Origin of the sequence: Adhaeribacter rhizoryzae (assembly GCF_008629685.1) — a bacterium.
Lineage (GTDB): Bacteria > Bacteroidota > Bacteroidia > Cytophagales > Hymenobacteraceae > Adhaeribacter > Adhaeribacter rhizoryzae.
Genome location: NZ_VWSF01000001.1, coordinates 298,831 through 312,728 on the forward strand (window position 1 = coordinate 298,831; position 13,898 = coordinate 312,728).

At 40.9% G+C, this 13,898-nt stretch carries 8 protein-coding genes; 2 read left to right on the forward strand and 6 right to left on the reverse strand.

Annotated features, from left to right (window positions below; genetic code table 11):
• Positions 1–12: 12 nt before the first annotated feature.
• Positions 13–906 (reverse strand): hypothetical protein, encoded by an 894-nt coding sequence (locus F0145_RS01050; protein ID WP_150086206.1) that lies wholly within the window; start codon positions 904–906, stop codon positions 13–15.
• Between the two features lie 219 nt (positions 907–1,125).
• Between F0145_RS01050 and F0145_RS01055 the strand changes: the two genes are divergently transcribed.
• Positions 1,126–1,416: a hypothetical protein gene (locus tag F0145_RS01055; RefSeq protein WP_150086207.1), complete on the forward strand. Its 291-nt coding sequence runs from the start codon at positions 1,126–1,128 to the stop codon at positions 1,414–1,416.
• Positions 1,417–1,421: 5 nt separating this feature from the next.
• Here the strand turns inward: F0145_RS01055 and F0145_RS01060 are convergent, their stop codons facing one another.
• Entirely contained in the window at positions 1,422–2,657 is a 1,236-nt protein-coding gene (locus F0145_RS01060) for a site-specific integrase (protein ID WP_150086208.1), read from the reverse strand.
• A gap of 449 nt (positions 2,658–3,106) precedes the next feature.
• A complete protein-coding gene (locus tag F0145_RS01065; protein ID WP_150086209.1) occupies positions 3,107–3,529 on the reverse strand; it encodes a nuclear transport factor 2 family protein in 423 nt (140 codons plus the stop codon).
• A 924-nt stretch (positions 3,530–4,453) separates the two neighbouring features.
• Here F0145_RS01065 and F0145_RS01070 point away from each other — a divergent pair.
• Positions 4,454–6,214, forward strand: coding sequence for an arylsulfatase (locus F0145_RS01070; protein ID WP_150086210.1), 1,761 nt, complete (start codon positions 4,454–4,456; stop codon positions 6,212–6,214).
• A gap of 281 nt (positions 6,215–6,495) precedes the next feature.
• Here the strand turns inward: F0145_RS01070 and F0145_RS01075 are convergent, their stop codons facing one another.
• The 3 genes from F0145_RS01075 to F0145_RS01085 form a co-directional block, all read right to left on the reverse strand.
• Positions 6,496–8,667, reverse strand: a complete 2,172-nt coding sequence (locus F0145_RS01075) for a polysaccharide lyase family 8 super-sandwich domain-containing protein (protein ID WP_150086211.1) — start codon at positions 8,665–8,667, stop codon at positions 6,496–6,498.
• Positions 8,668–9,027: 360 nt separating this feature from the next.
• Positions 9,028–9,450 (reverse strand): nuclear transport factor 2 family protein, encoded by a 423-nt coding sequence (locus F0145_RS01080; protein ID WP_150086212.1) that lies wholly within the window; start codon positions 9,448–9,450, stop codon positions 9,028–9,030.
• 526 nt (positions 9,451–9,976) lie between these two features.
• Positions 9,977–13,000 (reverse strand): T9SS type A sorting domain-containing protein, encoded by a 3,024-nt coding sequence (locus F0145_RS01085; protein ID WP_150086213.1) that lies wholly within the window; start codon positions 12,998–13,000, stop codon positions 9,977–9,979.
• Positions 13,001–13,898: the final 898 nt, after the last annotated feature.

The following is a 13,898-nucleotide window of genomic DNA, read 5'->3' on the forward strand; positions in this document are numbered from 1 at the left end:
TACTAAAATCTTTTAATTTTTTTCCATTAAATTTTTGATTGAAGACTCAATTAGATTTAAAGCATTATAATCAGGAAAAGATTTTTGTATTTCCTCGTTAGAGGAACTAGGTAAAATCTTGCTTCCTCGTTCAATTAAATCTGCAATTGTATTAATTGATAATTTTAATCTCTCAATTGTGCTCTGGTCTTGATTATTATAATGTTTATTGGCAATAGCTTCTGCTTCATTCGCAAGTATATTATTTAATTGATTTTTCTGAGCAGAAATGATAGTTGATAAAGCCTCGTTTTTTAAATCTAAAGTTTTTGCATGAGCTTCAAATATTTTAGCTTCCGCATTTTTCTTTTTTATAACTGCTGCTGCCCAGCAGATTGCCGCTATAAGCTTAATTGCCATTACACTTCCTAAACCAACAACTAACCAAATAGAACCAGGTTCAGCAGTAAGAATATTTACATCGCCTTGAATGCTTTCATCTCTAATAGGAATTTCTATCCCTTTTTTGAAATCATTAGCTACCTTCGATAATTCCTCAAATGATTTAAGTTCAGGAAGTTTTATATATAATAAATTATCCGAACCATCAAAAGTTGATGCTTCAGCTACTCTATATAGATAATCTAAACCCGTCTTAATCTTATAAACTAATGATTGTACTTGACCGTTTTGGTTGGCTGATAGAAATTGTACATCATCATCACTCCTATAAATCCATGTTTCTTTTAATTTTTCTACTTCTTCCTGTATAAAGGGAATATACTCTAAATTGCTAAGTACATTTTTAAGCTTTTTTAGTTCTGAAGCTCTAAACCTATAGTCAGTATTGTTAGGAAGCTGTTCTGAAATAAACTCTAATGATGGACCGTATTTTTCAATTCTTCTTTTTATTTCTATTAAATGCATTTTATATAATCTACAGGATTTAAGTCACTTATATATTTAAGAAAGTTCTTAATAAAAAAGGATAATATATGTATTTGAAATAATAAGGTAAAAATATATATTTTTATAATATCATATATCAACAAGATATTTAATATTGTACTTGAAAATTTTAAATTAATTTACTATTTATCCTATATTTCAAATAAACTCTTAATACTTAATTATTTTAGTTTAAATATGAATACAGAATATTCAGACCTATTAGCTTTTAAAAGAATAGTTATTAGGCTTTTGGCTGCTAATTTATTTGTTTTAGGAATCACATGTTTTCTAAGTTTTATGAGCTTTAAGGAAGCTAATGAGGCATCTTCAAATGGGCATTCAGCAAAGATTATGGCAGCTCAATTGAAATATCGGTTAGTCAAAAAAGGAATAATTGAGAAAATGGATGATATGAGTACTGCGGAGGGAGTTAAAGAAATCCAGTTCTTATCCCAGGAACCTGAGCATAAAATTTCTAATTACTAGGAATTCTATTTCCTTTTATTCCAGGCTTTATTTGATTCCTCTTTTAAATATTCATCTGCAAATTTAACATACCGCTGAAAGTTCTTGTCTTTTTTGTGGCCTGTTATCTTTTTTACTAAAGTTTCATTCAGCCCAAATATCAAAGAGTTTGTGGTAAAAGTCTTTCTAGCAGTATGGGAGGTTATAAGCTCATATTTAGGAACCGTTTTTTCTATCACTTTTCCTCCTGAGTAGGAGGTTATAGTAATTAGTTCGTCTATGCCTGCAAGTTGGCAAGCCTCTTTAATGTAGGTATTGAACTTTTGGGCTGAGATAACAGGAAGGGGATTAGGGTAATCTTGGTATTTGTCCAAAATTGCTAAGGCGTAATCATTCAGGGGTATTCTCTGGAATTGCCTTGTTTTTATTATGGTTTTCTGAATTTCTCCATTCTTAATGTGTTCTCTTCTTAAATCGAATAAATCCGAGAATCTTAAACCGGTAAAGCAGCCGAAGCAATAAACATCCCTTACCTGTTCAAGTCGTTTACTTTCGTATTTAAAAACATATAGGCTGAATAGCTCTTTTTCGTAAAGGCAAATAATATCTCCTTCGCGTTCCATGGTAGAGAACTTCTTGTAAGCTAGATTTTCGTTGTACCCTCTATCTGTGGCCCAACCTAAAAAAGCCTTTAGCCTGTTTATAAGGGTTGAGAAGTAGTTATCTTTTACTTCCTTCTCCTTAAAGGCATAAGTTCGCAATTTATCGAACCACTCAAGGGTAATATTATCGAAGCGGATTTGTAGTTTTAAATCATTCTGGAAGCCTTTTAGGAAGTTTACCGTAGTCACGTAGCCCATTATAGTTCTTTTAGCTTTAAGAGGCTTATTTGCCTCTATAAACTCTTCAAAACAGGTAAAAAAATCTTTGGCTTGTGGTTGTGCGCTGAACTTGTTACTTAGTTGGCTTTCTACATATTCTTTGGTAAGTGGGATGCCATTAAGTAAAGCATGATTAAAAATACCTTGCACCTTCTTTTCGGTGTTATCTAGGATAGTATTAAACTCCGCGTGGTTATTGCTAGGCTCTCCCTTTAATGGTGCTTTTATTCTTTGGGTCTTTTCTACCCAATACTTTTCCTTAAGCTTGGCTTTAGTTGCTTTCCTTATTCTTATGCCATTAAAGTTTAAAACCATCCAAACAGGAATTAATCCCTTGGAATCTTTTTTCTGGTGATTTAAGGTAAAATTTATAGTTGCCATAATTAGGGAAGGATTGGAAGGAAAATAAATAAAGGTTAAAAAAAAATCTACTCGGCAGATTGGGCGCTTAGGCGATTGGAAGAATTTTAAAGGTTAAAAAAAAAGAAATTCCGGTTATGTGGTTTTGCAGTAGTTTAAAAAATGGTGGCAGATTTGGTGTCATTTTTTTTGTTAAAATTGGTTAAAGTACACTTAAGGGAGTTGAAGAACCCCCCAAATATGGCTTAAATGCATGAAATTTAAAAGGATTTAAGTAAGTTTAATAAGTATGGTAGTCCCGCCCCTGGTACTTAAAAAGCCGCTGAAAAGCGGCTTTTTTGTTTTACCTCATTTTTTCTGAACAGTAGCAGGAAGTCGGAGATTTCCCAATTTTATTAAAAATTTGTAGCATTACTGCGGAAGACTACAAACAGCCGGGGAAGGTCTTAATTATAATTTGTTGATTCTAACTAGACTGCACCAACATTCGCATTGTTTAAAGCAGCTACAACGGTAGCGGTATCTTCGTAAATCTGGAACCGGCTTACTTTCCCATCCCGCAGTTGAAACACATGTATCCACTCAATATTTAAGGGTTGCCCGGTAGCTCTGGCTTTGCTCTGGTAATGTCCCAATACAACCACTTTGTCGCCTTGCGCAATCATCTCCAGGGGCTCAAATACACTGAATTCGAAGGTTGCACCTACTTTGCTGTAAAACTGTTTAACCCCGTCCTTTCCTATATAACGCCCGGCAATCGGACTTAAGTCTGTGGGCCCGGGCACAATATACTCGACATCTTCTGTATAATGTGGCATTAAATTTTCAATTTCACCGGTTAAAAAAAGGCGGTATCCTTCCTGCACAACTTTTACATTTTCCTGTTCATTCATAATAATGGAGTTTAAAAGGTAAGCGGTTGCAAGTAAATTAGCTGTTGCCGCAACCACATAGGCAACAGAAATAAATGAGAATAGCTATTACTGATGAGTAATCACCTGTTGCTTTAAAAAGCAAAGGCTTAAAACTTCTTTAATATTTTAAGAAAACTAAATAATGCAGGCTTGCCAGGAGGTTCTGGAACCCAATTAAATTTTTAAACGGAAGAAACAATCCTGAAAAAGTAATGTACTCGACAAAAGTCTATAGCCAGACCAGTTTGGTTGATTTTATATAAGCAGGAGAATTATCTCTGAAATATGTCTATCTGGATAAATCCTAATAATTGCCCTTAAAGTTAAGTTTTATACAACCGTATGCAAATTTATTTGGATAAATTTATGAACGCCCAGCTCTTTGCAGTCTCCTGCAGAAGACTGCAAACTATAAATGAAACCGAAGGAACTCTGTTCCGGTAAATGACAGTAAAGCTCATTATATGCCAGCAGGTTATCAAATCCGGGACCCAAATAGCAACGTGATTCGTAGCAAAACCTCCCGATTATATTTATTTAAGTGCCATAGATTAAAATGGCGGTAAAGGATTAATTTCGATAGCTTTCCTGTTAATTAACAGGAAACCGAAGATTTACCGGTTCCTAAAAAGTTTGCCTTTAGTCTGCGGAATACTACAAACAGAGGGGTCTTCCGCTTTTGCCCAAACGAATCCTTACAGGAGCAGAAGCCAGTTTCATTAAGTTTATTGCCCATATCGCCTCCTCCATTTGAAATTACAGGCTATATGTTATCTTTAAGAATTAAGAATTATTGGGGCAAAGCACTTGATTAGATTTTAAAGTAATTTATTATGGGCGGGGCCGGAAAAAAGTACCTTTTTAAGGGAAATAATGTCATGAAAAACGTTATATTTTTACGCAATGGTAAAACTAATAAGCCTGCTACTACTTTTTCTGACTCCTCTTTTAACCCGCGCAGCAGCAAACAAAAAGAGCCCAAATGTTATTGTTATTTTAACCGATGACCAGGGGTGGGGTGATTTAAGTATTAACGGCAACAAAAATCTACAAACGCCTAATATTGATTTGTTAGCAAAGCGGGGAGCCCGATTTAATTCTTTTTATGTAAGTCCGGTTTGCTCTCCTACCCGGGCGGAGTTACTTACTGGGCGCTATCATCCCCGTGCTGGCGTTTATAGTACCTCGGAGGGTGGCGAACGAATGAACTTGGGCGAAGTTACCATAGCCGAGGTTTTCAAAAAAGCAGGTTATGCCACGGCTGCTTTTGGTAAATGGCATAATGGCATGCAATATCCGTATCATCCTAACGCCCGCGGATTTGAAGAGTTTTATGGGTTTTGCTCCGGCCATTGGGGTGATTATTTCAGCCCGATGTTAGAACACAACGGCAAAATTGTGCAGGGTAAGGGCTTTATCATCGATGATTTAACAGATAAAGCACTGGCCTTTATCCAGACGAACCAGGCTAAACCTTTCTTCCTGTATGTGCCTTACAATACGCCGCATTCTCCAATGCAGGTACCAACTAAGTGGTGGGAAAAATTCAAAAATAAAGAACTTACCATGCGGGCCGATAAGCGGGCGGGTGAAGAAGATGATAATTTTACCCGGGCAGCACTGGCGTTGTGCGAAAATATCGACTTGAATGTGGGTCGTATCCAGGATAAACTTCAGAAACTAAATTTAGATAAAGAAACCATCGTTGTTTATCTACACGACAATGGCCCTAACAGTTTCCGCTGGAACGGTGGCATGAAAGGACGTAAAGGCTCCACCGATGAAGGCGGTATAAAATCACCCCTCCTGATTCAGTGGTCAGGTAAAATTGCTCCGGGTTCCCAAATAAACCAGATTGCCGGCGCTATTGATTTATTGCCGACCCTGGCCGACCTGGCCGAATTAAAATACCAGCTTCCAAAACCCATAGATGGCCGCAGCCTGAAACCGCTTTTGCTGAAACCTTCCCAGGCGTGGCCAGACCGCCTGCTTTTCGCTCACTGGGCTGGCCGGGTAAGTGTTAGGAACCAGCGATTCCGTTTAGACCACGAAGGTAAATTGTTTGATATAAATAACGACCCCCAGCAACTAAGTGATGTTTCGGCCCAGGAACCAGAAATAACTCATCGGTTAATTAAAGCCGTGGAAGATTGGAAATCTGAAGTGTTGAAAGGTATAGCAGCGGATAACCGGCCGTTTCCGGTAGGGCATGCAAATTTCTTATACACCCAATTACCGGCCCGCGATGGCGAACCCCATGGTGCCATTGTAAGGTCTAGCATACACCCCAACAGTTCCTTTTTTACTGGTTGGAAAAGCCCGAATGATAGCATTACCTGGAATGTGGATGTGCTAACTACTGGCAATTACCAGGTTGAAGTTTATTATACCTGTCCGGTAAAAGATGTGGGCGCTACCCTACGGTTGTCCTTGGGCTCAAATCAATTGAAATTTAAAATTAATCAAGCCCATGATCCGCCCCTTAAAGGCCGTGAATATGACCGGGTTGAACGAACAGAATCGTACGAAAAAGATTTCAAACCATTAAAAGCGGGTATTATTCATTTGGAGAAAGGCCTTGGTAAATTGTCCCTCCGGGCCCTGCATATACCAGGCTCACAGGCGATTGATTTTAGGCTACTGATGCTTACCAAAGTAAATTAAAAAGAAAGGAAAAACTGTTTTTACGAGTAGTAAAATAGATGCCGAATTTGGCTGGTTTTCCTTAAGGTATTCGTCTTTTGTAATTAGCAAGTCCCCGCTGTTTGCAGTCTCCCGCAGGAGACTGCAAACAGCGGGAAACTAGAGGAACGCGGTTCCGGTAAATACCAGCAAAAGTTTCTACGAGAAATAAATCTTAGCATAATCTCCAAAAAATTGCTTCTGCTTCTAATCCCCACTATGGTGCGAAAGTTACTTCCGTGCCTTTCTCGAAAGCTAGGCTTCTAATCAAATTTAACTGTTACGCTCTTACCCGCAAAATCACCATCCGGCAAGTCTACTAAAATAGAGGTGCTGCCTTGTTCCGCATCGGGAAGGATGGTAAATGAATCGCCTTTAGCTTTGTGCGTACCGGACAAAGTTACCAAAACGCTTTTGAGTTTTCGGGAAGGGTCGGAGAGGGTTAGTTCCTGTACTTTGCCATTTTGCACTTTAAGCATGGCCATCCCTTGGCTTTCCAGGCTTACTTTTAAATTACTGGAAACTTTAGCTTCGCCGGCCTGATAAAAGGCCATTTGCGTAATACCTGATTTATTATTTTTGACGGCCTGTAACGCAGCCGTGTTGGCGATAACTTCGATTTGGCGGTTATTTTGGCTGGATGCTATAAAGGCTTGTTCGCTTACGGCCGGCACCACAATGTATTCGTAAGAGGCATTGCGGGGGCTTTTACCGTGGTCGAACCAGAGTTTAAATACCTCTTTACTAACTACTGCCTGCGAAATATTCTTCTGGTCGGTAATATCAGACCAGCGGCCTTGCTCCGCCTGGTTAGAGAGATGTACCGTGGTGGGAGCGGGTAAAATATAGCCAACTTTATCGTGGTACACGAGCTTTAAATCTTTTAGTTCGTGGTTGCCCGGCGGCAGCTTTTTAACCTGGTTATTTTGCATAATGGTTACGTCGCTGCGCATGAGGGCTTGATTAATGGTGGTGGCTATCGGCAGGTTGGGTTGCGATTTAATATCGGTGCCCAAACAAACGTATTCTTCATCAAAAAAGAACCAGGTTTTTTTAGCTTTTACCTGGTCGTGCGGGCTAATAAAATCAAAGGCTACGGCACCGTATAAGCCATCGGTTACGGCTCCTACAAAATCGGTGAGGCCATCTAGTTGAATATTTTCGGGGCCGTGCAGCTTGGGTTTTTGCATAATGGTGGTACCGGATATTTTTTGCCAGTCGTAAACGGGCCAGATGTTATGGTACTCGTCGCCTTTCAGCATTAAATAATTGGTGCCATCGGCGCGGTGGTGGGTGGTTTTACCGGGCCCGTTGTAAGGCTCTTCCATGTTGCGGTTGCGCGTAGAAAACATGCGCACCGTGGTATAAAAAGTAGGCCGCTGAAACACGAAATGCTCGGTTTGCCAAAAGAATTTACTGAAAGACTGCGCCGGCTGGGCTTCACCTTTCCGGAGTTTCATAATTTCTTCGAGTTCCTTTTTACGGTAGTCGGTGCTGATTAATAACCTTTCGATTTCGGTTACGCTATGCGGCTTAAAAGGGCCTTCTTCCTGCGTAATACTCCGGTTTTTTACACTTACATCGGTGTAAATGCCATATACCATTTGCTTGTAAATACCCTCCAGGTAATAATCTACTAGTTGGTTAATTTTTTCTTTAGCGAAAGCGTATTGGGTATTCGCCACGTAATAAGACCAACTGCCAAATTCATTCGCGTATTTGCTATAGCCGTACGAAGTGGTATTATTTACCCGGTCTTCGCGGTGGTGAAAACTGTAGTCGCTTTGCATGCCGCGCTTACCGGTATTAAATTTTATTTCGCCCGCAATTATTTTAATTACTTCGTCGAACCCGGCTTTATCGCTCACAAAAAGCATGTTTTTGGCCAAGATGCCGGCAATTACAATCCGGTCGCCGCTAGGCCGGGCTCCCGAGGCATTCATGTTGGCCCGGCGAATAATGGGTTGGGCTTTCGCTACTAAATCTTTCGGTAATTCATCTCCGATTACCAGCATAAAATCGCCCAGATTGGTAGGCGTCGTTATTTGGCTATCGTGCCAGTTATCGCCCACAAAATCGTGGTCTACCCAATATTTTAAGGAGGCAATAATGCGTTCTTTTAATTTGCTATTTTTATAATATTTCGATTTTTTGTTTTTATAGGCTTTTGCCAGATAGAGCAGATCAGATGTGTGAAATCGATGCGGAAAACCGGCCGTCCGGCTCAGGTCGGCATAATTAATATTCTTAAAACTACCATCCGGATTCATGCGGTCCAGGATAGCGGCTACCCTGCTGGCTTCTATTTTGGTTTCCATTAATTCCGAAACTACTCTTCCTTTTATAAGCTGAAAATCGGTAGGCTTGGCGGCAGCGGGTAAGGTTAAAAACGTAACGAGTATAAGGGTAATTACTAGTTTGATGGTGGAAATCATGGTTTAATAAATATGGCGCAAGTATGAAGGTAGACGCACGAAAGCCCTTTAGAAATCCGTAGCGTAGGAAGGTACAGAAAATATTAATTAAATACCAAACCTTAGAGGCTAACAAATTACCAATTTATTGGCAGTAATTTTTGGTTAAATCTGTTTTGGAACTAATAACTGAAGCATGTTACTGCTGCTAATTAAGCTATGTCTACTGTTTTAAACAGTTGTTAACTACATATTACTAAAATGCAGAAAGCCGTTTGCGGAAGCGAACGGCTTTCTGAAAGTATGTTTATTTAATTAAATAATAATTGGTTTGTTAGTAAGCGCAAGCTTTAAACTTTATGGTAAGTTTTAAGGTGTAAACTATAATGCCGCAACATTTGCTTTGTTTAAAGCTGCTACCACAGTGGCGGTATCTTCGTAAATCTGAAACCGGCTTACTTTACCATCCCGTAGTTGAAATAAATGTATCCAGTCAATAGCCAGTAGTTGCCCGGTAGCTTTTGCTTTGGCTTCATAATGGCCCAGCACCACAACTTTGTCGCCCTGCGGAATCATTTCCTGGGGTTGAAACGCGCTAAACTCAAAGTTAGCACCTACTTTACTGTAAAATTGTTTAACACCTTCCTTTCCTACATAGCGCCCGGCAATCGGACTCAAATCGGAAGGCCCGGGCACGATATACTCAACGTCTTCGGTATATTGTGGCATTAAATTTTCGAAGTCGCCGGATAAAAAAAGGCGGTATCCTTCCTGTACAACTTTAACATTGTCCTGTTCACTCATTATTGATAGGATTTATAGGGTAAGCGGTTGCAAGTAGACTAGCCGTTGCCGCAACCACATAGGCAACAGAAAAAATAAGCATATTTACTATTAATGAATATTTACTTTAAGCGTTAATAGGCGAAAGCTAAATACCTCTTTTGTATTCGGAAATAATAAAATATTGGCGCTCTGACCAGTATTGTAAGCCGCTTTAAGCTTAATTTTTAGAAACAGCTACCCTGAAGGTTAGTATACTCTCAGAATGCTGCCTTTAAATTTGCCTGGTTGATTTTAGGTAATCCAGAAGAATATTTGCAGTATATGCTATCCGGAATAATCCTAATAATTATTCTTAAAGTTAAGTTTAATATTGATGTGTGCAAATTTATTTAATTGAATTTGCGAGTATTTTATAAAATAAATATTGGTGCTGTTTGGCGCTAGCTGGTTGTTGTACCAAACTATAAGAACGCTAATTTAAAGCCAATAAAAAAGGCCGTTCACTTTCGCAAACGGCTTTTTAAATAATTCATTCGGCTATAACTTAATTTACCATTAACCGCAGATTTTGCACTTCTTGGTGGGTTTTCAGGCGTAAAATATACAAGCCTTTGGCTCCTGTTTGGGGTTCCCACAAGGTTTCTACTACCTGACCGGCCCGGGCTTTACCTTGCTGTAGCGTTTTTACCAAACTGCCTTTTAAGTCGTATATCGCCAGCGAATAATCGCCATCCTGGCTTAGGGTAAGCGCAATATTGGCTTGCCCGGCTACTGGGTTAGGATAAGCTGTAAGGCTTGTTTTTTTAGTACTGTTATATTCTAAGTTAGCATCCGGTTGGCGGGCGGTTAAAACAGGTCCGGTTCCGCGTACTCCTACTTGTACGGTAAGGGTAGCCGTAGTACCCCTGGCATCGGTAACGGTTACGGTGTAAAAGCCTGGCGTAACCTGGGGTAAATCTTCCATCTCGCTGCCGGCATTCCAACGAACTTTATAAGGTGCTAAGCCCCCCATAATGGTTAAATCAATAGCACCATCGGGTTTACCCCAGGCAGAAGCATCGGTATGAGAGGCTCGTAAGGCAAGAGGCTGGCCTTTTACCGATACATAAACCGAGGTAGTTACGCTGGCTCCCGTGGCATCGGTAACCGTTACGGTGTACAGGCCCGGCGTGGCGCGGGGTAAATCTTCTGAATCGACGCCGGCATTCCAGCGGTAGGTATAAGGTGCTACGCCGCCAATAACCGTTAAATCTACGGAGCCATCGTTGGCACCAAAGCGGGAAGCGGGGTTGTGCGCGGTGTGCAAGGCCAAAGGATCGTTTTTAGCCGATACAAAAACAGCGGTATAAGCGCTATTGCCGGCGGCATCGGTAACCCAAACTGTATAAAGTCCGCGGGTAACGCGGGGCAGATCTTCGGTAGTTACGCCGGCATTCCATTTAAAGGTATAAGGCGCAACACCGCCTACTACCGATAGATCAATAGAACCATCCTGGGCGCCATAAGCCGATACGTTTTGGTGCGCAGAAGTTAAGGTTAATGGCGTACCGGTAACGCCTACCTGCACGGTGGTAGTAGCGGTGCAGCCCGTAGCATCGGTTACCCATACAATATATTGTCCGGGACTGGCTTTAGGTAAGTCTTCGGTAGTAGTGCCGGCATTCCAGCGGTAAGTATACGGGCCGGTACCGCCCTTAACCGTTAAATTTATTGCGCCTGCGCTATTGGGCGTAGCTTGTATTACCTGCGTGGTAAGCGAAATATTGCAACCATACGTACGGGTTGTTTCCAGGGCTTTGGTGGCCTGCACAAAGCCGTAACCCGTTTGGTAATCGAAACCAAAATCGAAACCGGGCGTTAATGGGTCATCCATATCTGTGGCAGAACTAATTAAATTGGCGAGAATAGCCGCGGGGGCCAGGCTGTTGCGGCGGGTTTCCTGCATCAAGGCCGCTACTGCCGCTACATGGGGCGCGGCGGCCGAGGTGCCAAAAAAGTTAGGGAAAGCATCCGTATCTATGGTAATATCATCTCCGAAAAAAGTAGTGTTGGTGCCATCCGGACCTACTACTTCGGGCTTTTGCCGGATGTTGCTGTTGTTGAGCGGGAGGCGTGTACCGGTAAGCGTATAAATAACGGGCGTGCCGCCGGCCGAAGAAAAATTATTGATTACCGGGCGCGTTACGTTGGCGTTAAAAGATGGCGTATTAAACCAGGCGGAGGCACCTACCGCAATGGCGCTTTGCGCATTGGCATGGCCGTAAATGGTAGAACTCTTGGTGTTATGTTCCTTCGGGGTAGATACGCCAAAGTCTACCCATTTCATAATGCCGGGATTTGGTCCTTCAAATTTGGTGATCATAATTTCAATATCTATGGCTTGCTCAAAGGGGTTGGAAATGCCTACATATTCCAAGGGGTCGCGGCCAATATTATATTCCAAAGAAGAAAGCTCCGGCAAGAATACACCATTATAGAAAACCAAAACATCTAAATCGGTGCGGGCACCGGTACCGCCGCTAACCGAATAAAAAGGATCGTCCCACTGAAAAGGAATTTCGAAAGTACCGCCAGCCGGAATCCGGATTGTTTGGGTAATATCGCCGTTGCCAAAATCGTGGGCTTCGCCGTAATAACTACTATCCAGTACAATAGCCCGGCCAGAGCTCCGGAAAGCAGCCTGGTACGATTGGCGGTTATTATTACCGGCGGCACTAAAGTAAGTGATGTTGTTTTTTACGACTACATCTACCGCCTGGGCAATAATACCGTCCTGAAACATTGGCTCACCCGGATAAATAACATCATCGACAATAATGTTACAACCGGCTTGGGCCAAACGCAGAATGCCGACAGCAAAAGTTGCCTGCCCGCCCACTGCCGTATGAAAAGCAAGTTTGGCACCCGGAGCCACATCGTGGATTAATTCGGCCATACCCCTGCCTTCGTCGGTTTCATTGGGGGCATCCAGTAATATTTGCACATCGGCCGGCAAATCGCCGGTAGCAATGCCGTCTGCTGCGCCGGCCTTATCGGCGGCATACGAATCTGAAATTATGCCAATTTTAGAACCCGCGCCGGTAACATTAAATTGCTGACGGGCTTTGTCGGAGAACAAAGCCGCATCGCCTTGGGTAGTAACGGCACCGGTGGCGTGCTGCAATTTATACGCCGGCATTACCTTGTTCAGCGCTTTAACATTTTCTAGTTCGTCTATTTTGTCTATTGGGAAATAGCCTGAAACAATCCGCTTGTAATAAACGCCTTTTTGTAAGCCTAATTGCTGCAACTGGCGCAGCAATTCCTGGCCATCCGGTCCTTCAGCTACGGCATCAATGGCTACGTAACCATCCTCTACCTGGAGTAAATCTAATTTCTGCGGCTTAGTTGGGGCTTGCCGCGAACGGATACTAATGGGCGGATTAGCTAAATCGCGTAAAGCAGCCGCAGCTTTGTATTTTTCTTTATCTGAGGGTTTGGGCGTTTGCGCGAATCCTGTTTGTACCTGCAGGTTAAATAATCCAAATAAAAAGGCCGTAAAAGTTAGCCGGAGTAAATTGTGCTTCATACTGCTATGGGTTGAATATTTATAAAAGCTTTTAAATATATAGTCGGATAACACGTTATTAATTAATGGTATGTTGTCCAGAAATAATGGTAATTCGTGTTTATACAATAAAGCTGTTTAGTATTTTTGGTTTCGAACAAATACGTATATTATTAGTGGTGTTATCACCGGCTTTGTGTCAGGCAAAGAGTACAGTATTACGATATCCACCTTTGTTAATTGTCTAACTTTAAATGATTTATGGTTTTAGTTATGTGTGCTAAAAAAACGGGGCTAAAGTAACCGGTAAAGGCAATATTTAACTTAATAGCTATGGTGAAAACAAATTTAGCCTATTCATAAAATATTAAATAACTGCAATATTTATAGTAATTGTTTTGCCTCACTGGCTGTTTTATACCCGTAAGTTTCTCTGCGCAAGTTTTGCTTTAGTATTAGTATTAATAAGCTGCTGGTAAGTTATAGGTTATAACGAAATAATAATAGAATATAAACTTATTCGCAGGCAATATACCTATTTTTAGGTATTTACAGGAATTTAGTAAGTAAAGGCTTCTAAAATATTACCTAAACCTGATCGGGTTGTTTGTTTTTTACAAGATTTAGCTGCATAAATTCGTTTATTATACAATAAAAAAAGCTAAGCGGTTTGTACCGATTAGCTTTTTCGGGTAATATTTATTACTGGTTTTAGGCTAAATCTAATCTGAATAATTATATATGCAGTTGTTTAGGTATATGCGCAAGCTAATTTGATAGGGCTTATTTAACAAGTATGCAGGAACATATTACACTTTGCTAGCTAGTAAACCGGGTTATGTTATTAAGCTCAAAAACTTTCATCTCACCAGGTTGCAAAAGGCTTCAATAATACAAAACCAGTTAACAGTAAGTAATA